A 20354-nucleotide genomic window follows, 5' to 3' on the forward strand; every position below is an offset into this window, starting at 1 on the left:
GGGCGGGGGCACGATCCCCTACGTCCCGAAGAGATTGGCGCGGGTCCCGCCGGGGGCGAGCTCGTCGCGGAGGATCCCGCGGCGCCGCAGGACGGGGACGAGGTCGTCGAGCATCCGGTGCAGGGTGACCGGGTGCAGGTCTCCGGAGAGGAGGAGCCCGTCGTTGCCGCCGTCGTCGCCGAGCTCCTCGACGAAGTCGGCGAACTCCTCGGCGGTGCCGACGAAGCCGGCGCGGTCGGCGACCCGGCCCTTGCGCGCCTTCCGGGTCAGCAGCTCCCGCAGCGGAGCGTCCTCCGTGCCGCCGTACAGGCCGGCGATGGTGCCGTGCGAGACGTGCTCGCCGAACACCGACCGCGGGACGGGGAGGTCCAGGTCCAGCCCGGTGAGGTCGGTCTCCAGGTCGCTCGACCAGCCGAGCGCGATCCGCCGCAGCGCGTCCTCGTCGGGGTGGCGCGACGCCTCGACGACGCGCGCCGCCTCCTCCGGGCTCGACACGATCTCGGGCTTCACGACGAAGAGCACGCGCAGGTCGTCCGCCGTCCGCCCGTGCTGCTCGGCCGCGGCGAGCACGCGCGCCCGGTAGTCGCGCACCGCCCGGGCCTCCAGCGGTGCGAGAGCGAGCTGCACGTCCGACTGCGTTCCGGCGAAGGCGAGACCGCGGGGCGAGCCGCCGGGGGAGACCACGATCGGGTCGCCGTTCTCGAAGGGGACGGCGTTGAGGGGGCCGTCCACGCGGAAGTGCTCCCCGCGGTGCCGGAACGCGTCGATCCGGGTGCCGTCGGCGTAGCGGCCCGACCCGGGGTCGGCGACCAGCGCGCCCTCGCCCCAGCTGTGCCAGAGCCGGCGGACGACCGCCATCCACTCGTCGGCCCGGTCGTAGGCCGCGTCGTGCGACAGCGGCTCCAGCCCCACGTGGCGGGCGCTGCCGACGTCGGTGACCAGGTTGATCCCGAAGCGGTCGGAGCTGAGGTGCTGCAGGGTCGCCGCCTGCCGGGCGGCGAGGTACGGGGGCGTGATGCCGGCGTTGATCGTCGGTGCCAGCCCGATCCGCTCGGTCGCTGCGAACAGGTACGGCGCCAGGAGGAGCGGATCGTGCTTCGGCCCGCCGTACGCTCCCCGCACCCGCAGATCGAGCGTCTCCGGGGAGCCGAGCGAGACGGCGTCCTCCATCACGATCAGCTCGAAGCCGGCCTGCTCCAGCTCGCGCGCCGACTGCTGGTAGAGGCCGGGCTTCGTCCAGTCGTGGTTCCACTCCCGGTAGGGGTGCCCCCATCCCTGCGGTCCGAAGCCGCGGGAGAAGAACCAGCCGAAGTGCTGACGGCGCGCCACGCTCACACCCCCGCGAGTGCGGGGAGGGCGCGTGCGCGCACCGCGGCGAGCCCGCGCTCGAGGTCGCGGAGGAGGTCGTCGACGTCCTCGATCCCGATCGACAGCCGGAGGAGCCCGGGGTGGATCCCGGCGGCGGCGCGCTCGGCGGGGGTGCGCCCGGCGTGGGTGGTCGACGCGGGGTGCAGCACCAGCGAGCGCACGTCGCCGAGATGGGTCATGTGGCTGAACAGCTCGACGGCGTCGATGAAGGCGGCCGCGCCCGCCTCTCCTCCGGCCACGGTGAAGGAGAAGACGGAGCCCTGCCCGCGGGGCAGCAGGCGCTGCGCGAGAGCGAACGACGGGCTCGACTCCAGACCGGAGTAGTCCACCGACACGACCTCGGGCCGCCCCTCGAGGAAGCGGGCGACGGCGAGGGCGTTCGCCGAGTGCCGCTCGACTCGCAGCGACAGCGTCTCGACGCCCTGCCGCAGCAGGAAGGAGTTCAGCGGTGACGGCGTCGGTCCCAGGCGGGAGACCACGATCTCGCGCGTGTAGGAGACGAACGCGCGTCGGCCGTGCTGTTCGGCCCAGCTGCGCCCGCCGAACGACCGCTCCTCCTGGTTGAGGTGCGGGAAGAGCGCGGCGCGCGCCGCCCAGTCGAACGTGCCGGCGTCGACGATCACGCCGCCGAGGGCCGAGCCGTGCCCGGCGAGGAACTTGCTGGTCGAGTGCACGACCACGTCGGCCCCGTGCTCGATCGGGCGGAGGAGGTACGGGGTCGCGAGCGTGTTGTCGACCACGAACGGGAGCCCGTGCCGGTGCGCGATCGCGGCCAGCGCCGGGAGGTCCAGGAGGTCGTTCTTCGGGTTCGGGATCGGCTCGCCGAAGAGGACCCGGGTGTCGGGTCCGATCCGGCGCTCCCACTCGCCGAGGTCGGACCCGTCGTCGACGAAGTCCACGCCGATCCCGAGCCGCCCGAAGTTCTGCACCAGCAGCCCGCGGTTGCCCTCGTACAAGCGGCGCGACGAGAGCACCCGGTCGCCGGCCTGCAGGATCCCCAGGAGAGCGGAGGCGGTGGCCGCCTGGCCGCTCGCCACCAGGATCGCCTCGGCACCGCCCTCGAGATCGGCGAGCCGGCGCTCGACCTCCTCGGTGGTCGGGTTCCCGTTGCGGGTGTACAAGTAGCCCTCGTCCTCCCCGGCGAACCTCTCGCGGGCGTGCTCGAAGCTGTCGAACACGAAGCCGGCGCTGAGGTGCACGGGAGTGACGCGCGCCCCGTGGGCGCCGTCGGGCGCGGCACCGGCGTGCACCTGGCGCGTGGTGAAGCCGGCCACCGCGGAGGCACGGGGTGCGGGCGCCGCGGTCGTGGTCGCGGCGCTCGCCGCAGCAGTGGTCGCGGTGGTCGCCGGTGCAGTGATCGTCACGGTGTGCTCCTGTCCAGACGCCCGGAAGGCGGATGCCGGGAGCCTGTCAGGCCGAGGGGAGTGCGCGTCGGATCGTGACGGAGTGTGACTGCGAGGGCGTGCCGTCGCGGGGTCGCGGACGCCGACCGTCGGCGTCGCGGGTCGCGTCTCAGCTGTGCGTCGTGTTCGCTCGGATCTCCTCGACGGACAGCTCCGGTGCGCCGCCCGCTGCCGCCGCCGGGTCCATCCAGACGAAGTCCCAGTGGTGGCCGTCGAGGTCGTCGAAGCTCTTCGAGTACATGAACCCGTGGTCCTGCTCGCCGGCCGGGGTCGCCCCCGCGGCGAGGGCCTTCCCGTGGAGCGTGTCGACCTCCTCCCTGCTGTCGGCGCTGAGGGCGAGCTGCACCTCGGTCGAGGTGGTGGCGTCGATGATCGGCTTGCTGGTGAACTCCGCGAAGAACTCCCGCGTGAGCAGCATCGCGGTGATCGTGTCGCTGATCACCACGCTGACGGCGTTCTCGTCACTGAAGCCCTCGTCGATCGAGTAGCCGAGCGATTCGTAGAAGGCTCTCGCCCGGGCGAGATCGGCGACGGCCAGGTTGACGAAGATCGTGGTGGGCATCGGTGCACCGTTCCTGTCGGGTCGCCGGTGGCACGCCGCCGCCGGTCGTGACTGCATGATGATGACCGGCCGGCGGCGGTGTCAAGGAAGCGCCGTCGAGAAGGCGGCGGATGCCCGGTGCGGGGCGCCCGGGTGAGACTGCGGCGCGCGAGCGGGGAGCGGCTCATCGTCGTGAAGCCCTTTGGGAAGGGTCGTCACGGCTCCGCGTCCGCGCCAGTTCTGGTGGAAGCCGCGCCTGTACGGAGAAGGCTGTTGTTCCCTCGGCCGCTCGAACCTATGGTCGGCGATCGTGACCGCGGCGGCGGGGCTCCTCCTCCGTGACGGACCGCTCGGAAGGGTTGACCATGCGACGAAGCAGAACGTTCCACCTCTCGATCACCGCTGTGATCGCCTGCCTGACCGTCGGGACGGTCGCACCGGCCCCAGCCGCTCCTGCCGCCTCGACGAGTGTCCCGGTCGTCGTGAGCCGCGTCGACGGCATGTCCACGGGATTCCTCAGCGGTGTCGACGTCTCCTCCGTCCTCTCCCTCGAGGAGAGCGGGGTCGTCTTCCGCGAGAGGAGCGGCTCTCCGGCGGATCTCTTCGCCGTCCTCGCTGATGCGGGCGTCACGGCGGTCCGGGTCAGGGTGTGGAACGATCCGTTCGATGACCGCGGCCGAGGCTACGGCGGCGGGAACGTCGACGTCGGGCGAGCCGTCGAGGTCGGCAGACGCGCCACGGCTGCTGGACTGGGAGTGCTGGTCGACTTCCACTACTCCGACTTCTGGGCGGACCCCGGTCGTCAGCTGGCTCCGAAGTCGTGGGCCGGCTCGACGCCGGAGGCGACGGCAGCAGCCGTGCGAGGCTTCACGGTCAGCGCGCTGCGGAGGTTCGAGGACGCCGGCGTCGACGTGCGCGTCGTTCAGGTCGGAAACGAGACGAACACCGGGATGGCCGGCTACTCCCGCGACGCCACATCGATGGACGCCTCCCTCGCAGCGCTCTTCGCAGCGGGTGCTTCCGCCGTGCGGGAAGTGCTGCCGCATGCTCTTGTCGCTCTGCACTTCACGAACCCGGAATCCGTCGGGCGGTACTCGGCGATCGCCGCGGGGCTCCACCGCTTCGGAGTCGACTACGACGTCTTCGCGAGCTCCTACTATCCGTACTGGCACGGCTCGACCGCGAACCTCACCGAGGTGCTGGCTCAGGTCTCACGGACCTACGGCAAGAAGGTGATGGTCGCCGAGACCTCGTGGCCGTACACCCTGACGGACGGCGACGGGCATCCGAACGTCATCGCCACTGCTCCCTCTTCGAGCCGGTACCCGATCAGTGTGCAGGGCCAGGCGACGGCTCTCCGGGATGTCGTCGCAGCAGTGCGCGATGTCGGATCGACGGGCATCGGCGTCTTCTACTGGGAGCCGGCCTGGCTGCCCGTCGGTCCTCCATCGGCTCTCGCCGCGAACCGGTCGCTCTGGGAGCGCTTCGGCGCGGGATGGGCGACGAGCCGCGCCGCGGGCTACGACCCGGTCCACGTCGGCGGGAGTCACGGCGGATCGGCCTGGGACAACCAGGCCCTGTTCGCTGCGGACGGCCGTCCCCTCGAATCCCTGCGCACCTTCGAGTACCTTCGCGGCACCCGCGGTTCCCGCGAGGTCTCGACCTCGGAGTGAAGCAGGTGGTCGATCCTCAGTGGTCCCGCCGCACGACCCGGACGCCCTTCCCCGGAACGACCACGGTCCCGTCCACGGTGCTGCCGGTGATGAGCTCGAGCGTGCCGGGGCTCGCGACCGCCGCGTCCGTCTCGGCATGGTTGATGAGGAAGGTGAAGTCCGCGACGTCACCGTGGCGGACGACGACTTCGAGCCCTTCCACTGTCTCGGCGGGTGGAGTGATGCCGGCGTCCGTGAGCAGGGTGTCGACGAAGTCCGCGAGATCGTCGCCCCGGAGCCGCGTGGAGAGGTACCAGGCCGATCCGTCGCCGAGCACGTTGCGGGTGATCGCCGGTCCTCCGGCAGCTGGTCCGGAGGCGTACCGCGCTCTCTCGACCGCGCCCTCGAGGGCGATGTCGTCGGTCCAGCCGCTTCCTCGCGCTCCGGAGTCGAGCTCGACGACCTCGCCGTCGCGGAGCGGCAGGAACTCGGGGATCGAGAGGCCGAGGACCTCGCGAAGGGCGCCGGGGAAGCCGCCCTCGTGCACGGCGTCGTTCTCGTCGACGATCCCTGAGAAGTAGGAGGCGGCGAACGTGCCGCCGGCGCGGACGTACTCGGTCACGTTCGAGGACGACGTCCGGTCCATCAGGTAGAGCGAGGGGGCGAGGACGAGGCCGTAGCCGCTGAGATCGGAGTGGGGGTGGGCGAAGTCGACCGTGACACCGCGCATCCAGAGCGCGGAGTAGAAGGCCTCGATCCGCTCGCGGTGATCGAGCTCGACCGAGGGCCGCCACTCCAGATCGTGCGCCCAGAAGGACTCGATGTCCCACAGGATCGCGACGCGAGTCCGGACGACGGAGCCGAGGACCGCTGAGAGGCGGTCGAGGTCGGCGCCGAACTCGACGACCTCCTTCCAGACCCGCGTCCGCGCCCCGGCGTGGGGGAGCATCGCGGAGTGGAACTTCTCGGCTCCGTACCGGGAGGCCCGGAACTGGAAGAAGAGGACCGCGTCGGCCCCGCGCGCGAGATGGCTCGCGGCGTTGCGTGCGAGCTCACCGGGGCGTTTCGCGATGTTGCGCGGCTGCCAGTTCACCGCCGACGTCGAGTGCTCCATGAGGATCCACGGACGCCCTCCGGCGAAAGATCGCGTGAGGTCGGCGTCCATCGCCAGCAGCACGTGGTTGTCGTGGCGCTCTGCGGCCAGGTAGTGGTCGTTCGAGACCAGGTCGACCTCGCTGCTCCATCTCCAGTAGTCGATCGAGGGGCAGTTGGTGGCCATGAAGTTCGTGGTGACCGGCTTGTCCGAGTAGCGCTTGATCGCGTCGCGTTCCGCCGTGAAGCAGGCGAGGAGCGCGTCCGAGGTGAAGCGGGCGAAATCGAGCCGCTGCGTCTGGTTCACGACGGTGGCCGCGACCCGTGGCGCGTCGATCTCGTCCCACTCCCCGTACACCTGGCCCCAGAAGAGCGTGCCCCACGCCGCGTTCAGAGCGCCGAGCGTCGCGTACTTCGCCTGCAGCCATGCGCGGAAGGCCGCGACAGAGTAGTCGGAGTAGTCCTCGCTGACCGGAGCGCCGTACTCGTTGTGCACGTGCCAGAGGACCACCGCGGGATGCGCGGCGTAGCGCTGCGCGAGCTGCTCCGTGACGGCGACGGCCGCCGCCCGGTACTCGGGCGAGCTCGGGCTGACCATGCCGCGCGAGCCCCGGCCCAGGGTGACGCCCTCCCGGGTGACAGGGTGGGAGTCCGGGTACGCCTTCCAGAACCAGGCGGGCGGGACGGTCGTCGGGGTCGCGAGGTCGACATCGATCCCGGCGCCGTGCAGCAGATCGAGCAGCTCGTCGAGGAACCCGAAGTCGTACCGGCCCTCCTGCGGCTCGAGCAGTGCCCAGGAGAAGATCCCGACGCTGACGAGGTCGACGCCCGCCTCGCGCATCAGGGCGACGTCCTCCGCCCAGACCTCCCGCGGCCACTGCTCGGGGTTGTAGTCGCCTCCGTAACGCAGCCCCGGCCGCCCCGGGATCCACGGAGCCCGGGGGAGCGGACGCCCGTCGGCTCCGGGGAGCCGGTAGCGGAAGGCGGAGGGGGTGTCGCCGGTAGCGGTGGTCATGCGAGCTGTCTCCTTCGGCTGTGCGCGGTCCCAGTGTCGTGCCCTGGTGCGGGTGGCTGCGCCACTGTTGACAGGACCATACACGTATGGCTAACTGTAACCGCTCACAGGGCACGCCGCCGTCCTCCTCCCGAGCGGAGGCGCCGGGGATCGACGAACCAGCTTCTTCAAGGAGGACGAATGCACATCCCGTTCCGCAGGATCCGCTCCCTCGGCGCCGCCGCCGCTGCCACCGGAGCGCTCCTGCTCACCGGCTGCTCCACCGGCTTCGACGACGGAGCCTCGGGCCCCGTCGAGCTGACGTATTGGGCCTGGGCGCCGAACCTCGATCAGGTCGTCGACATCTGGAACGAGGACCACCCGGAGATCCAGGTCACCGTCAGCAAGCAGGACGGCGGCGACCCCGCCATCACCAAGCTGCTCACCGCCGTCAAGGCGGGCAGCGGAGCCCCCGATCTGGTTCAGGCCGAGTACCAGAAGATCCCCACCCTCGTCGCGGCGGATGCTCTGGCCGACATCTCCGACGAAGGCGCCGGCGATCTGGAGGGCAGCTTCTCCGACGGCACCTGGTCGGCCGTCACGCTCGGAGGTGACGCCGTCTACGCGATCCCCCAGGACTCGGGGCCGATGATGGCCTACTATCGCGCGGACATCCTCGAGAGCCTCGGCCTCGGCGTCCCGACGACGTGGGAGGAGTACGCCGCGGCCGCGGAGGCCGTCCACGCCTCCGACCCGGCCCGACACCTGGGCACCTTCTCCTCCAACGACGCGGGCTGGTTCGCCGGCCTCGCGCAGCAGGCCGGAGCCTCCTGGTGGTCGACGGACGACCGGAGCTGGGGCGTCGACATCGACGCCGGACCGACCGAGAAGGTCGCGGCCTACTGGGGAGAGCTCGTCGAATCCGGGGCGATCGGCAACACGCCGATGTACACGCCGGAGTGGAACGCAGGGTTGAACGACGGTTCGCAGGTCGGCTGGATCAGCGCCGTCTGGGCACCCGGCGTGCTCAGCGGCAACGCCCCCGACACGAAAGGCGCGTGGATCGCCGCAGCTCTGCCGCAGTGGGACGCCGCGAACCCCTCCAGCGGGAACTGGGGAGGAAGCACCACGGCAGTCACCAGTCAGACGAAGAAGACCGCGGCCGCTGCCGAGTTCGCGACCTGGCTGAACACGGATCCGGTGGCGGTCGCGGCACTCGCCGAGGTCGCGGGCGTCTACCCGGCGGCGACCGAGGCGGCGAGAGCAGCGCTCAGCAGCCCGCCCGACTTCTTCAGCACCCAGGGGGACTTCTCCGACATCGCCGCCGCCGCCTCCGAGTCGGTCGCTCCGTTCACCTACGGGCCGAACGTGAACGTCGCCTTCAGCGCGTACAACGACGAGTTCGCGAAGGCCGCCGCCGCGAGGACGCGGTCCGCCTTCGTCGACGCCGTGGCCGAGATGCAGCGGATCACCTCCGACGACCTCGTGAAGAGCGGCTTCTCCGTGGAGTGACCGGTGCGCGGCCCGCGTCCACCATCGGGCCGCGCGCCTCCCGGCGGCGAGGATCCGGCGCCGCTTCCCGACCGCTCTCGTTCCGAAGGACTCGGCATGGCTCCCCCACCCCTGACTCTCCCGACCGCGCCGCCGAGGAGAGGTCGACTCGGCACCGGCTTCCGCGCCCGAGTACTCGCTCCCTATGCGATGCTCGCACCGGCGATCGTGCTCTTCGCCGCCTTCATGGCCGCGCCGATCCTCTACACCGTCATGCTCAGCTTCCAGAAGAAGCAGGCCGTTGGGCTCGGCCTGGGTTCCCGCGGCCGGAAGCAGGTCTTCGCCGGCATCGAGAACTACCTCGGGTCGCTCAGCGATCCGGAGTTCGGGGCCAGCGTCGGACGGGTGCTCCTCTACGGGCTCGTCCTCATCCCGTGCATGCTCGGTCTCGCGCTCCTCTTCGCTCTCCTCCTCGACGCGAGGCGGGCCCGTGCGGTCTCGTTCTCGAGGGTCTCGATCTTCCTGCCTTACGCCGTACCGGCCGTCATCTCCTCGCTGCTCTGGGGATTCCTCTACCTGCCGGCCGTCTCGCCTTTCGCGTACGTGATTGAGCGGCTGGGCGGGGAAGCCCCCGACATCCTGTCCTCCGGCGCCGTCGTCTTCGGGATCGCGAACATCGCGCTCTGGGGCGGCGTCGGATTCAACATGATCGTCATCCACACCGCCCTCCAGGCCATTCCCTCCGACGTCTACGAGGCGGCACGGATCGACGGGGCGAGCGATCTGCAGATCGCGCTGCGCATCAAGATCCCGATCGTCACCCCCGCTCTGGTGATGACGGCGCTCTTCTCGATGGTCGCAACTCTGCAGGTGTTCGCCGAGCCGACGACGCTGCGACCGCTGACCAACAGCCTCTCGACCTCCTGGTCCCCGCTGATGCTCGTCTACCGGGACGCGTTCACCCGCGACGACATCCACTCCGCCGCCGCGACCTCCGTCGTGATCGCGCTCGCCAGTTTCGCCGTCTCCTTCCTCTTCCTCCGGGTCGTGCAGAAGCGAGCCTTCGGACAGGAGGACTGATCCGTGCCCGGCATCCTTCAGCGGCCCCCCGCCCGCACCGTCGGGCGGACACGGTCCAGGACCGCACGCCGCGACCCCGATCGCGGACGTCCGGGCTGGATCGCGACGACGATCCTGCTGATCGGCGCCGTCTACTGCCTCTTCCCCGTGCTGTGGGTGGTGACGGCGTCCACGAAGAGCGGCGGCGAGCTCTTCTCCACCTTCACGCTCGCGCCCGGCTCGCATCTGATCGACAACGTGGTCGCTCTCGCGCAGTACCGGGGAGGTCTGTTCTGGCGCTGGATGCTGAACACCGCGCTCTACGCGGGCGTCGGTGCAGTGGCCTCTACCTGGGTATCGGCACTGTCGGGATACGTGCTCGCGAAGTTCGACTTCCCCGGCAGGAAGGGCGTCTTCGCCGTCCTGCTGATGGGCGTCCTCGTCCCCGGCGTGATCCTCGCGATCCCTCAGTACTTCCTGCTGGCCGAGGTGGGGCTGACCAACTCGTTCTGGGGAGTGCTGCTGCCGCAGATCATCAGCCCCTACGGCATCTACCTCGCGCGGATCTACGCCGCGGCCGCCGTGCCGACGGAGGTCATCGAGGCCGCCCGGACCGACGGCGCCCGGGAGATGGGGATCTTCACCCGGATCGCCGTTCCGATGCTCCTGCCGGGGCTGGTGACGATCTTCCTCTTCCAGTTCGTCGCGATCTGGAACAACTTCATGCTGCCGTACATCATGCTCGGCGACGACTCGCTCTTCCCGCTCACGGTCGGCCTGAACGGGCTGCTCAACCAGGGCGCCTCCGCGCCGGCGCTCTACACGCTGGTCATCACCGGGGCACTCCTCTCGATCCTGCCGCTGATCGCGATGTTCCTCGTCCTGCAGCGGTTCTGGCGGGTCGACCTGGCGGCCGGGGCGGTGAAGTGACGCGGATGCCTTCGCGCGGAAGAGGCGGGACGCCCTCACGCCCCACGATTCAGGACGTCGCTGTCGAGGCCGGTGTCTCGCGCGGGACGGTCTCGCGCGTGCTGAACGGCGGAAGATGGGTCAGCCCCGAAGCGCACGCGCGAGTGGAGGCGGCGATCACGAGGACCGGCTACCGCGCCAATCCCCACGCCCGGAGCCTGTCCCGCAGCCGCACCGACACGGTGGCCTTCCTCCTCACGGAGGACGCGCGCTCGCTCTTCGAGGATCCGAACTTCGCCACTCTGCTCCGAGGCGCCTCAGCCGCACTCGCGGAGCACGACGTCGCCCTCGTCCTCATCCTCGCGGGGACGGAGCACGAGCAGAGGCGAGCCCTCGCCTACATCGACGCGGGCCACGTCGACGGGGTCCTGCTCATCTCCGCCCACGTCGGCGCACGGCTGCTCACGGACATCCAGAGATCCTCAGTGCCGGCCATCGCCTGCGGCGTGCCGGTCGGCTACGAGAAGCGCATGGGCTACGTCGCCGCCGACGACGAGGAGGGAGCGCGGGAGATGGTCGCTCATCTGCGGAGCCTCGGACGCTCGCGCATCGCCACGATCGCCGGACCGCCCGACACTACGGGAGGGATCGCGCGGCTCGCGGGCTACCGCGCGGAGGTGGGCGGTGCGGAGGCGGTGGAGTTCGGCGACTACGGCCGGGCCGGTGGGGCCACTGCGATGGAGGCGCTTCTCGCCGCGCATCCCGACATCGACGCCGTCTTCGCCGCCAACGACCGCATGGCAGCAGGCGCTATCGACGCACTCGCCCGGCTCGGCAAGCGTGTGCCGGAGGACGTCGCCGTCGGCGGATTCGACGATTCGGCCGTCGCCCTCACGACGGACCCGCCGCTGACGACCATGCGGCAGCCCTTCGAGCGGATCAGCGCGGAGATGGTCCGCCTCCTCCTGCAGGCGATCGAGGGGGAGCGCCCGGCTGCCATCACCCTGCCTACGGACCTGGTGAGGCGCGGGTCGACCCAGCCCGGCGTGAGCCCGTGACGACGGCGGTGCCGGTCTGGGCCTCGCGATCACCCGGGCGATCCTCGCCCGGGCAGGCGGGACCGTCACCGTCTCGACGTCGTTCACCCGGCCCGCCGGGGGCCGGTCTTCACGGCGACCCTCTCGGTACCGGCCTGACGGCGACTGCCCGGCAGCGGTCATCATGGGAGGCGTGCGCCGGTGGTCGGGTCCGACACCGCAGCACGGGCAGGAGGGAGCGGGAGTGGTCCGGACCCTCGTCCTCACCGCCGTCGCGGCAGCCCTCCTCGCCGCCGCCTGGCACGCGATCGGACCCTCGCGCCCGGTCTTCGCCGCGGTCGCGCAGATGGTCCTCACCGGCTGGGCGGCACTGACCTTCGGTGCGCGCACCCGTCCGCTCGAGCAGTCCTGGTTCGACGTGGGCCGCCGCGAGCCGACGGTGCTGCGGGCGCTCGGGGTCGGCGTCTTCGGTCGGCTGCTCGACGTCGTCGGGTGGAACCGCCTCGTCACCCGCGAGCGCGGCTTCGACGGCACGCGCGCGGGGCTGGCCGCTCTCGATCAGCACACCCGCCGCTCCGAGGCGGTGCACGTCGCGTGCACGGCCGTCGGAGTCGCGCTCGCCCTCGCCGCGACAGTCACGGGTGCGACGGGCGGCGCGGCCTGGCTGCTCGGGTCGACGATCGCCGTTCAGCTCTACCCCGCGCTGCTGCAGCGGCTGGTGCGGGCGCGCATTCAGCGGGCGGGGCGGGCTGGAGGAGGCGCGTCCTCCGTCGCAGGGGCATGAGCGCTGATCCGTCGGGGACTCAGTCGTCGCTGTCGCCGCTGGGCGCGGGTGCCTGGTCGGTGCCGGTGGTGGAGTCGGACCAGACGGCCTGCGCCCCGGAGTCGCCGATGCGGACGACGTCGATGGTGGCTCCGACGGAGACGGCGATCGCTGCGACGGCAAGCACGATCCCGACGACAGGGCGGCGGGTGGTGGCGTGGTCATCGCTCCGTCGCGTGCGGCGGAACCAGAGCCACTGCACCAGGGCGATGAGGAACAGGCCGGCGGCCCAGGGGAGCAGGTGATCGCCGAGCTCCGTGTGCAGCTCGAGGATCGCGGACGGCTCCGTCCGGCGTTCGAGGGCTTCGCCGGCCTGCGTGGTGAGCGGGACGGCGATCAGCGCGGCCAGGGCGATGATCGGGGTGAAGATCCCGAACCTGCGGCGGGCGGCGGGCCAGACGCTGCCGAGGACGAGCATCAGTGCGGCGAGGGGGAGCAGGACCACGACGGCGTGCACGAGGAGCGGGTGGAGAGGGAGGCCGTTGATCTGCCAGTCGTTCATCGGGGGCGCCTTCGGTCGAGGGGTGCTGTCCTCGTGACGCTACGCGCCTGTCCCGCGCGCTCCGCCGGATCGACGCGTTCGTGTGAGCCCTCGAACGATCGCTCGCCCGTCCTCGGAGCCCACTCCCCGCTTCACCGCCGAGCTGCGAGGCGCCGACCGGGCGGAGTCAGTGCGTGCGCTCGCTCGCCGGAGCGATCAGTCGTCGGAGCCGGTGGCCTCCTGCGATCGGTCGTCGAGGGCCCGGCTGTCACCGCTCGGGCAGCACCATCGTCACCGCGACTCCGCCGGAGCTGCGGTTCTCGAGGGCGACCGAGCCGTCCGCGATGTCGACGAGCGCCGCCACGAGGGCGAGCCCGAGCCCGCTGCCGCCGTCGCGGCTGGTGCGCGCCTCGTCGGGCCGGGAGAAGCGCTCGAAGGCGTGCGGCACGAACTCCTCCGGCACGCCGTGCCCGGTGTCCTCGACGTGCAGCTCGAGGCCGGAGTCGTGCTGGCGCAGACGGAGGGTGATGAGTCCTCCCGGCGGCGTCGCAGCGATCGCGTTCGCGCCGAGATTGTCGAGGATCCGCGAGAACGCGCTCGCCGAGAGCGGGTAGGGCGCATCGGCCCGCTCGATCGCGGTGTCGAGCTCGATCTCGGGGCCGGCGCCTCCGGCGATCGTCCTCAGCCGGTCGACGGAGTCCATCAGCTCGGTCTCCAGCTCGCGCGCCGTCGCGCGCGCCGCGACCGGCGGGGCGGCGTTCAGGCGGGAGAGCTCCAGGAGGTTCGTCGCCAGCCGGGACAGGCGAGCGAGGGACCCCTCGGCGGCGCGGATCTCCGTCTCGAGGGCGTCCGCGTCGCCGAAGTGCCGGTGCGCGAGTTCGAGCTGGGTGATGACGACGGCCAGTGGCGTGCGGATCTCGTGGCTGGCCGCGGACACCATCTGCCGTTCCCGATCCGCCGTGTCCCGCGTCCGGGCGAGGAAGGCGTTCAGCGTCTCCGCTAGGTCCGACAGCTCATCAGTCGCCGAGCCGACGGGGAGCTCGCCTCCGTCACGATCGCCGAGCGAGGCGGCGGTGCGGCGCATCCGCTCGACCGGACGCAGGGCGACGCCGGTGAGCAGCCATGCGGCGAGAGCGGACAGGATCACGAGGGCTGCGGCGCTGACGAGCAGCGTCCGGTCGAGGGCCGCGACGGTGAGGTCGCTGCCGGCGCCGCTGCGCGCCGCCCAGAGCTCCCACGTGCCCGCGCCGGTGTCGAGGGTCCGCGAGACGACGGTGAACCGCACGTCCTCGTCGGTGACGACCGTCGAGGCGCCGTCGTTGCCGCTGCTGCGGTCCAGGGCCTCGTGGACGTCGTGCGGCATCGTGTCGACGGGGACCGCACCGCCGGGAGCGCGCGCGAAGATCAGGATCCCCTCGGCCGGCGGGTCAGGGGTCTCGGTCGGCTCCGATCGCAGATCGGCGAGGTACGGGGCGAGGTCGCCCTCGGCGAGGGTCACCTCGGAGGCGACCACGATGCTGCGGAACTGCGCGTGCAGTACGAGGGTGGTCGCACCGACCCCGATCAGCGCGACGAGGAGGCTGCCGAGAGTGATCCGGGAGCGGATCGAGAGGGAGCGCAGCAGCCTCACTCGGCGCGCTCCAGCCGGTACCCCGCGCCGCGGACCGTCGTGATCCGAAGGCCCGTATCGGCGAGCGCGAGCTTCTTGCGGAGGTAGCTGACGTACTGGTCCACGAGAGTCGGCTCGAACGTCTCCGACGACCCCCACACCTCGGTGAGGATCCCCGTCCGGGTCAGCACCTCGTCCGGCCGCAGGGCGAAGAAGCGCAGCAGGGTGAACTCCTTCACGCTCAGCGCGAAAGGGCGGTCGCGGACGGTCGCCCGCACCGCCAAGGCGTCCAGGCGCAGCGCTCCGATCTCCACCACAGGCTGTGGGCCGCTGGTCCGGCGGCGGATCTGCGCGCGGATCCGCGCGCTCAATTCGCCGAAGTGGAACGGCTTCGTGACGTAGTCGTCGGCGCCCGAGTCCAGCCCGAAGATCCGGTCCTCGACGGCGTCCCGCGCCGTGATCAGCACCACCGGGACGGTGCTGCCCGATTCGCGCAGCCGACGGCAGACCTCGAACCCGGTCATCCCCGGCAGCATGACGTCGACGACGGCGACGTCGACGTCTCCCGCCGTGAAGGCGATCAGCGCATCGACACCGTTGTCGACCAGATGCACGTCGTAGCCGTCCTCCTGCAGCCCCCGCTCGACGAGGGCACCCATCTGCGGGTCGTCCTCGACGACGAGGATCCGGGGCATCAGATCGCGCCGGACGTGCCGAGCAGCGACCCGATCAGGAACGTGGCAGCGAGCGCCAGAGCGCCGCCGACGACGATGCGGATCATCGGCCGCAGAGCCCGGCTGCCGCCGACCCGGGCGCTGATGAACCCCGTCGCGGCGAGGGCGATCAGCACCACAGCGAAGGTCACCGGAACCCTCTGTTCCGGCGAAGGGAGCAGGATCGCCAGCAGCGGCAGCGCGGCGCCGAGGAGGAACGACAGTGCCGAGGCGCCGGCGGCGGCGAGCGGACTGGCGACCGCCTCCTCGCTCAGGCCCAGTTCCACTTCCAGATGCGCGGTCAGAGCGTCGTTCTCGCTCAGCTCGCGGGCGACCCGATGCGCGGTCTCCGGGGTCAGGCCCCGCGCCTGGTAGAGAGAGGCGAGCTCCTCGAGCTCCCCGGCGGGATCCTCTGCCAGCTCGACGCGCTCCTTCTCGATCAGTGCACGCTGACTGTCGCTCTGGCTGCTCACCGACACGTACTCGCCCAGCGCCATCGAGATCGCACCGCCGACGACCCCTGCGACGCCCGCCGTCAGGATCGGTGCCGTGGCGGTCGTGGCGCCGGCGACGCCCACGACGAGAGCGGCGACCGAGACGATTCCGTCGTTCGCGCCGAGCACGCCCGCCCGCAACCAGTTCAGCCGCCCCGAGATCGCACCGTCGTGAGGTTCCGCGCGGGGCGAGGAGGGCGGAGGCGCGGACGGGGTCGACATGAGGGCCATGCAAGCACCAGCCCCGCTGACGCGCCAGCAAGGAGAGGCTGCCCGATCCTTCCGACGCCGCCCGGCTGAGAGGAGACGCAGGGGAGGGGCAGAGGTCGGCGCAGGCCGCACGCTACGGTGCGACGACCTCCCCGGACCCGAAGGAATCACCATGCCGCTCATCCGCATCGACCTGATCGAGGGCCGCTCCGACCAGCAGATCACCGCACTCGGCGACGCGCTGATGCGCACCCTCGTCGAGGTCTACGGCCTCCCGGAGCGCGACCGCTTCCAGATCGTCACCGAGCACAAGCCCGGCCGGCTCACCGCCCTCGACGTCGGTCTCGGCATCGAGAGGTCCGAGCAGGTCGTGGTCATCCAGATCTTCACTCAGACCGGGCGCACCACGGACGAGAAGCAGACGTTCTTCGCCGCACTCGCCGCCGCGCTGGAGGAGATCGGCGTCGACGGCGCCGACCTCGTCGTCGGCTTCGTCGAGAACACCGCGGCGGACTGGTCCTTCGGCTTCGGTCGAGCGCAGTACCTCACGGGCGAGCTCGCAGCGCCCGGCAGCGCTTCATGACGCCGTCCCGGCGGGGAACGGCTCTCTGAAACGCGTCGCGACCCACTCCGGTCGTCGGGCCGCCACTCGGGCAGGGCCCAGCGGGCGCGGCCGACGGAACGCGACCGGTCAGCCTGCGGGCCTGCTGAACAGGTTGACGACGTTCCCGTCCGGGTCGCGGACGAGGGCGGAGCGGTTGCCCCACGGCATGGTGCTCGGCGGGAGCACCACGTCCTCGCTCCGGGGTGCGAGCTCGGCGAAGGCGCGGTCGACGTCGGGCACCTCGAACTCGAGCAGCGCGGAGCGGTTCGACGCGGGGACGACGGCGCCGTCGAGCATCCCGACGGTCGTGGTGTGGGCGATCGCGAGGGTCGCGCCCGCTCCGGTGAACTGCGCGAAGACCGGCGCCGGGCGCTCGGCCGGACGGCCGATGACCTGCTCGTAGAAGACGACGAGGCCGTCGAGGTCGTCGGTGACGAGGCGGAGGGAGGTGAACGGCATGGGGCTCCTTCAGGGGCGGGGACGAGGTGGAGGCACCAGGCTCGCCGGTCGTCGCGACACCGTCCTGTCGGTGTTTCCGCAGATCGTCCTCGTCTCCGCGAGGTCCGCGGCGGTCGTCGGCGTCCCCGGAGCGGGTCAGTCGTCGACGACGGACCGCAGTCGTCCGTACTGGAGCGCGAGGTCCTCGGCTCGGAGGGTGCGCTGCGGAGGCCGCTCGTCGGTCACCTCGACCGACAGCATCCGGTCGCCGCGGAACGCCCGGACCCCCTCGCGCAGCCGGCACCACGCGATCAGGTACCAGTGCTCCTCCTTCCCGATCGAGCCCAGCGGTTCGACGTCGCGGACCGACTCCGCACCGCTGCTGTCGCGGTAGCGGAGCCGGACGACACGATCCGCTCGGAGGGCCGTCGCGAACTCCGCCGGGACGGGCGCCTCCTCCTCGCTCTCGAGGAAGTGCACCCGGGAGGCGACCGCGCCGGCGCGGGCGGCCACGTCGTCGGGCAGGACCGCGAGCGTCTTCCGGGCGGCGGTCCGGGCCGCCTGCCGGAACGGACTGCGCCGCAGCGCGCTGAGGCCGATCAGCACGGCGACGGCCTCCTCCAGCGTGAACCCGGCCGGACCGAGGGTCGCCGACGCGTCGATGACGTAGCCGCCCGTGCGGCCGGGCTCCGCCCAGATCGGCAGACCCGCCTGCTGCAGCGCGGACAGGTCCCGCTCGATGGTCCGCACCGACACCTCGAACCGCTCGGCGAGACGGCGCGCGCTCCGCGGCCGGGGCGAGACCGCCCTCAGCTCCTCGACGAGCCCGTAGAGACGATCGGTGCGGTTCACCCGACCATCATCCGCCCGGGCGCGCCAGGTCGCGCTCGTCAGCGGACTCACTGTGCGGCGGTGCTTCCGCTCGACGCGCGATCAGGTCAGCGCCGGCGGTTCGCGGGTGGTCTCGGCCACGTCGGTGAGCCGGGCGGCGAGCCTCTACCGTTGCACCCGTGCCCCTCCTTCTCGCCGGCCTGCTGTCGTGAGAGCGCTCGTCGCCTGGCTCGAGCACCGCCAGATCCCGCTCTACCTCGCGGCGATCGCCGCCGGCGCCGCTCTCGGACTGCTGCTGCCCGCCGCGCACCACCTCGATGTCGCGATCGAACCGGTGCTCGCGCTGCTGCTGTTCGCCACGTTCCTCGGGGTCCCGTTCGCCGCGATCGGACGGTCTCTGCGCGACGGCCGCTTCCTCGCCGCGGTCGGGGTGCTGAACTTCGTCGTCGTGCCGCTCGTCGCCTACGGGCTGTCCCGATTCGTCGCCGACACTCCGGTGCTGCTGTTCGGGGTCCTGCTGGTGCTCCTGACGCCGTGCATCGACTACGTGATCGTGTTCGCCGGCCTCGCCGGAGGAGCGTCCGACCGACTGCTCGCCGCCGCACCGCTGCTGATGCTCGCGCAGATCCTCCTCCTCCCCGTCTATCTGCTGCTCGTCATCGGTCCTGCGGGGGTGGCGGTGGTCGACGCCGGTCCGTTCGTGCGGGCGTTCCTTCTGCTGATCGTGGTGCCGTTGTCCGCGGCCGGTCTGGTGCAGGCCCTGGCGCGCCGACACAGAGCCGGACGGATCGTCGAGTCCACGATGCTCGGGCTCATGGTGCCGCTGATGACGGCCACGCTCTTCACCGTCGTCGCCTCTCAGGCCGGCGCCGTGGGCGCCTCGGCCGGCCGGCTTCTCGTCCTCGTGCCGCTCTACGCCGGATTCCTCGTGGTCATGACCGCTCTGGGGCTGGGTGCTGGACGCGTCTTCCGACTCGACGTGCCCGCGACGCGCGCCCTCGTGTTCAGCGGCGCGACCCGCAACTCGCTCGTCGTGCTGCCCCTCGCACTCGCGCTCCCGGCGCCGCTCGCGCTCGCGCCGGTCGTCGTCGTCACGCAGACTCTCGTGGAACTCGTCGGCATGGTCGTCCTCGTCCGACTGCTCCCTCGGCTCGCCCGAGACCGATCAGCGCGGGCCGGCCCGGTCTGACGCGGACTCACCAGCGCCCGAGACGACTCGGGCCTGCAGAAGGGCCGCCCGGGGAGTCGCCCGGAAGGTGCTCGCCGGTCAGTCCTTCTCGGGTCTGCCCGCACTCCCTGCGTCAGCGGGCTCGTCGGCCGAGGTGAGAGGAGCTGCGGACTCGACCGCGGTGGGCTGGACCCCGGCTGATCTCGCAGTCTTGGCGGCGAGGCGCTTCTTCTGGGACTTGCCGGTGCTGAACGGGCTCACCCACAACCAGGAGAAGCGGCGCAGCGACTGGAAGAGGAACAGCGACGCCCAGAGGGAGAACACCGTCAGGGCGACCGGGAAGACCGTCGCCGGGAGGGGTGGGACATTCGTCTCGCCGAGCAGGGGGACGAACGCGACGACGACAGCGATCACGAAGAGGTGCAGGAGATAGATCTGGAAGCTCTGCTGCCCCATGGTGACGAAGATCTTCAGTGCGCGGACCTTGACGAGGTACTGGGAGCCGGCGATGCCCGCGATGATCGCGACCGAACTGGCTATCAGGATGACGCCCGGAATGCGGTTCGCGTCGAAAACGACGATCACCGCGATGATGCCGAGGTAGGACACCGCGAGCGCGAGCGCCTGCCAGAGCTTCACGCGAGCGGCGAAGCGGTAGAACGTGCGGGGGATGAACATCGCCACGAGGAAGAAGAGGAAGTTCTGGAGGACCCGGTCCCAGCCGATGTTGTCGGTGTCCAGCAGGCCGGTGGTCGTCGCCGCGACGGCGAGCAGTCCGGCCACGGAGAGCTGGATCCACCGGGGCACCTTGCGGATCAGCCAGGCGAGGATGCTGAAGATCGCGAGAGCCCAGATGAACCAGTAGCTGCTCGACGGCAGGATGGGGAGCACCAGCACGTTGAGCGGGTCCGTCGGCGAGGTCGCCTCCGACCGTGAGAACGGGACGACGAGGTAGAAGGCGACCCGGATGAACGACCACAGCAGGTAGAGGTACACCAGCGCGAGCACCCGGCGGCGCCACAGTTCGGCGAACGTCCACGTCAGCATCCGGGCGGCCGTGAGGCCCGCGATGAAGAAGAACACGGGCATGGGGAAGTAGAGCAGCACCGTGCGGAGCTTCGGGACGTACCCCGCGAGGTCGAAGAATCCCAGGAACAGCGACGAGTGGTAGAGCACGACGAGGCTGATCGCGACGCCCTTGGCGAAATCGATCCACTCTCGCGACTCGGGGCGCTTCACCACGGCGCCTGCCGTGCTTGAGCCCGTCATCCGTCGCTCCTCGCGTGGGCGCACAGGGCGCGATCACTCTTCACCGATTGCTGCGGATCCATTGCGCCCCCAAGATGCTGAATACGAATCGGCTGCGAATGAGCCCCGATTCATTCCCCGTACGGGTTTTGAGAGTACGCGAAAGAATCCGATCGCGGACGAATCGCT

The 20354-nt window shown here is 71.1% G+C and carries 19 protein-coding genes; 8 read left to right on the forward strand and 11 right to left on the reverse strand.

The window, feature by feature from the left end; all coding sequences use genetic code 11:
• Positions 1-18 precede the first annotated feature (18 nt).
• From C5D44_RS12655 to C5D44_RS12665, 3 genes are all read right to left on the reverse strand, one after another.
• The gene (locus C5D44_RS12655) at positions 19-1329 is read right to left on the reverse strand and encodes an LLM class flavin-dependent oxidoreductase (RefSeq protein WP_104281839.1); all 1311 of its coding nucleotides are present in this window, start codon (positions 1327-1329) and stop codon (positions 19-21) included.
• A 2-nt stretch (positions 1330-1331) separates the two neighbouring features.
• Positions 1332-2642 carry a PLP-dependent transferase gene (locus tag C5D44_RS12660; protein WP_308471647.1) on the reverse strand — a complete coding sequence of 437 codons (1311 nt, stop codon included), beginning with the start codon at positions 2640-2642 and terminating at the stop codon, positions 1332-1334.
• A 238-nt stretch (positions 2643-2880) separates the two neighbouring features.
• Positions 2881-3333: a VOC family protein gene (locus C5D44_RS12665; RefSeq protein ID WP_104257611.1), complete on the reverse strand. Its 453-nt coding sequence runs from the start codon at positions 3331-3333 to the stop codon at positions 2881-2883.
• 344 nt (positions 3334-3677) lie between these two features.
• On the opposite strand from C5D44_RS12665, the gene C5D44_RS12670 reads away from it, so the two are divergent.
• Positions 3678-4985: a glycosyl hydrolase 53 family protein gene (locus tag C5D44_RS12670; protein ID WP_104281840.1), complete on the forward strand. Its 1308-nt coding sequence runs from the start codon at positions 3678-3680 to the stop codon at positions 4983-4985.
• Positions 4986-5001: 16 nt separating this feature from the next.
• On the opposite strand, the gene C5D44_RS12675 is transcribed toward C5D44_RS12670, so the two are convergent.
• Positions 5002-7071, reverse strand: coding sequence for a beta-galactosidase (locus tag C5D44_RS12675; RefSeq protein ID WP_104281841.1), 2070 nt, complete (start codon positions 7069-7071; stop codon positions 5002-5004).
• A 180-nt stretch (positions 7072-7251) separates the two neighbouring features.
• On the opposite strand from C5D44_RS12675, the gene C5D44_RS12680 reads away from it, so the two are divergent.
• The 5 genes from C5D44_RS12680 (at position 7252) to C5D44_RS12700 (ending at position 12330) form a co-directional block, all read left to right on the forward strand.
• Positions 7252-8562 carry an ABC transporter substrate-binding protein gene (locus C5D44_RS12680; RefSeq protein WP_104281842.1) on the forward strand — a complete coding sequence of 437 codons (1311 nt, stop codon included), beginning with the start codon at positions 7252-7254 and terminating at the stop codon, positions 8560-8562.
• 96 nt (positions 8563-8658) lie between these two features.
• Complete coding sequence (locus C5D44_RS12685) at positions 8659-9621, forward strand: carbohydrate ABC transporter permease (protein WP_104277438.1); 963 nt, start codon at positions 8659-8661, stop codon at positions 9619-9621.
• A 99-nt stretch (positions 9622-9720) separates the two neighbouring features.
• Positions 9721-10530: a carbohydrate ABC transporter permease gene (locus C5D44_RS12690; RefSeq protein ID WP_258062243.1), complete on the forward strand. Its 810-nt coding sequence runs from the start codon at positions 9721-9723 to the stop codon at positions 10528-10530.
• A gap of 5 nt (positions 10531-10535) precedes the next feature.
• A complete protein-coding gene (locus C5D44_RS12695) occupies positions 10536-11567 on the forward strand; it encodes a LacI family DNA-binding transcriptional regulator (protein WP_104223277.1) in 1032 nt (343 codons plus the stop codon).
• A gap of 223 nt (positions 11568-11790) precedes the next feature.
• Positions 11791-12330, forward strand: coding sequence for a hypothetical protein (locus C5D44_RS12700; protein ID WP_104223276.1), 540 nt, complete (start codon positions 11791-11793; stop codon positions 12328-12330).
• A 19-nt stretch (positions 12331-12349) separates the two neighbouring features.
• Here the strand turns inward: C5D44_RS12700 and C5D44_RS12705 are convergent, their stop codons facing one another.
• The 4 genes from C5D44_RS12705 to C5D44_RS12720 form a co-directional block, all read right to left on the reverse strand.
• On the reverse strand, positions 12350-12871 hold the full coding sequence (locus tag C5D44_RS12705) for a DUF2231 domain-containing protein (RefSeq protein WP_104281843.1): 522 nt from the start codon (positions 12869-12871) through the stop codon (positions 12350-12352).
• Positions 12872-13118: 247 nt separating this feature from the next.
• Positions 13119-14480 (reverse strand): cell wall metabolism sensor histidine kinase WalK, encoded by a 1362-nt coding sequence (locus tag C5D44_RS12710; protein ID WP_104281844.1) that lies wholly within the window; start codon positions 14478-14480, stop codon positions 13119-13121.
• Complete coding sequence (locus tag C5D44_RS12715) at positions 14477-15154, reverse strand: response regulator transcription factor (RefSeq protein ID WP_104281845.1); 678 nt, start codon at positions 15152-15154, stop codon at positions 14477-14479. Before C5D44_RS12715 ends, C5D44_RS12710 begins: the two co-directional genes overlap by 4 nt.
• On the reverse strand, positions 15154-15888 hold the full coding sequence (locus tag C5D44_RS12720) for a VIT1/CCC1 transporter family protein (RefSeq protein ID WP_104281873.1): 735 nt from the start codon (positions 15886-15888) through the stop codon (positions 15154-15156). Before C5D44_RS12720 ends, C5D44_RS12715 begins: the two co-directional genes overlap by 1 nt.
• A 160-nt stretch (positions 15889-16048) precedes the next feature.
• On the opposite strand from C5D44_RS12720, the gene C5D44_RS12725 reads away from it, so the two are divergent.
• On the forward strand, positions 16049-16459 hold the full coding sequence (locus tag C5D44_RS12725; RefSeq protein WP_104223271.1) for a tautomerase family protein: 411 nt from the start codon (positions 16049-16051) through the stop codon (positions 16457-16459).
• A gap of 108 nt (positions 16460-16567) precedes the next feature.
• Here the strand turns inward: C5D44_RS12725 and C5D44_RS12730 are convergent, their stop codons facing one another.
• Both C5D44_RS12730 and C5D44_RS12735 read right to left on the reverse strand, forming a co-directional pair.
• A complete protein-coding gene (locus C5D44_RS12730) occupies positions 16568-16939 on the reverse strand; it encodes a VOC family protein (RefSeq protein WP_104281846.1) in 372 nt (123 codons plus the stop codon).
• A gap of 135 nt (positions 16940-17074) precedes the next feature.
• Entirely contained in the window at positions 17075-17770 is a 696-nt protein-coding gene (locus C5D44_RS12735) for a YafY family protein (protein WP_104281847.1), read from the reverse strand.
• A 187-nt stretch (positions 17771-17957) separates the two neighbouring features.
• Between C5D44_RS12735 and C5D44_RS12740 the strand changes: the two genes are divergently transcribed.
• Complete coding sequence (locus C5D44_RS12740; protein WP_104281848.1) at positions 17958-18938, forward strand: arsenic resistance protein; 981 nt, start codon at positions 17958-17960, stop codon at positions 18936-18938.
• A gap of 78 nt (positions 18939-19016) precedes the next feature.
• Here the strand turns inward: C5D44_RS12740 and C5D44_RS12745 are convergent, their stop codons facing one another.
• A complete protein-coding gene (locus C5D44_RS12745; protein WP_104277429.1) occupies positions 19017-20186 on the reverse strand; it encodes an acyltransferase in 1170 nt (389 codons plus the stop codon).
• Between the last annotated feature and the right edge of the window lie 168 nt (positions 20187-20354).

This window comes from Rathayibacter sp. AY1B5, from assembly GCF_002932795.1.
Lineage (GTDB): Bacteria > Actinomycetota > Actinomycetes > Actinomycetales > Microbacteriaceae > Rathayibacter.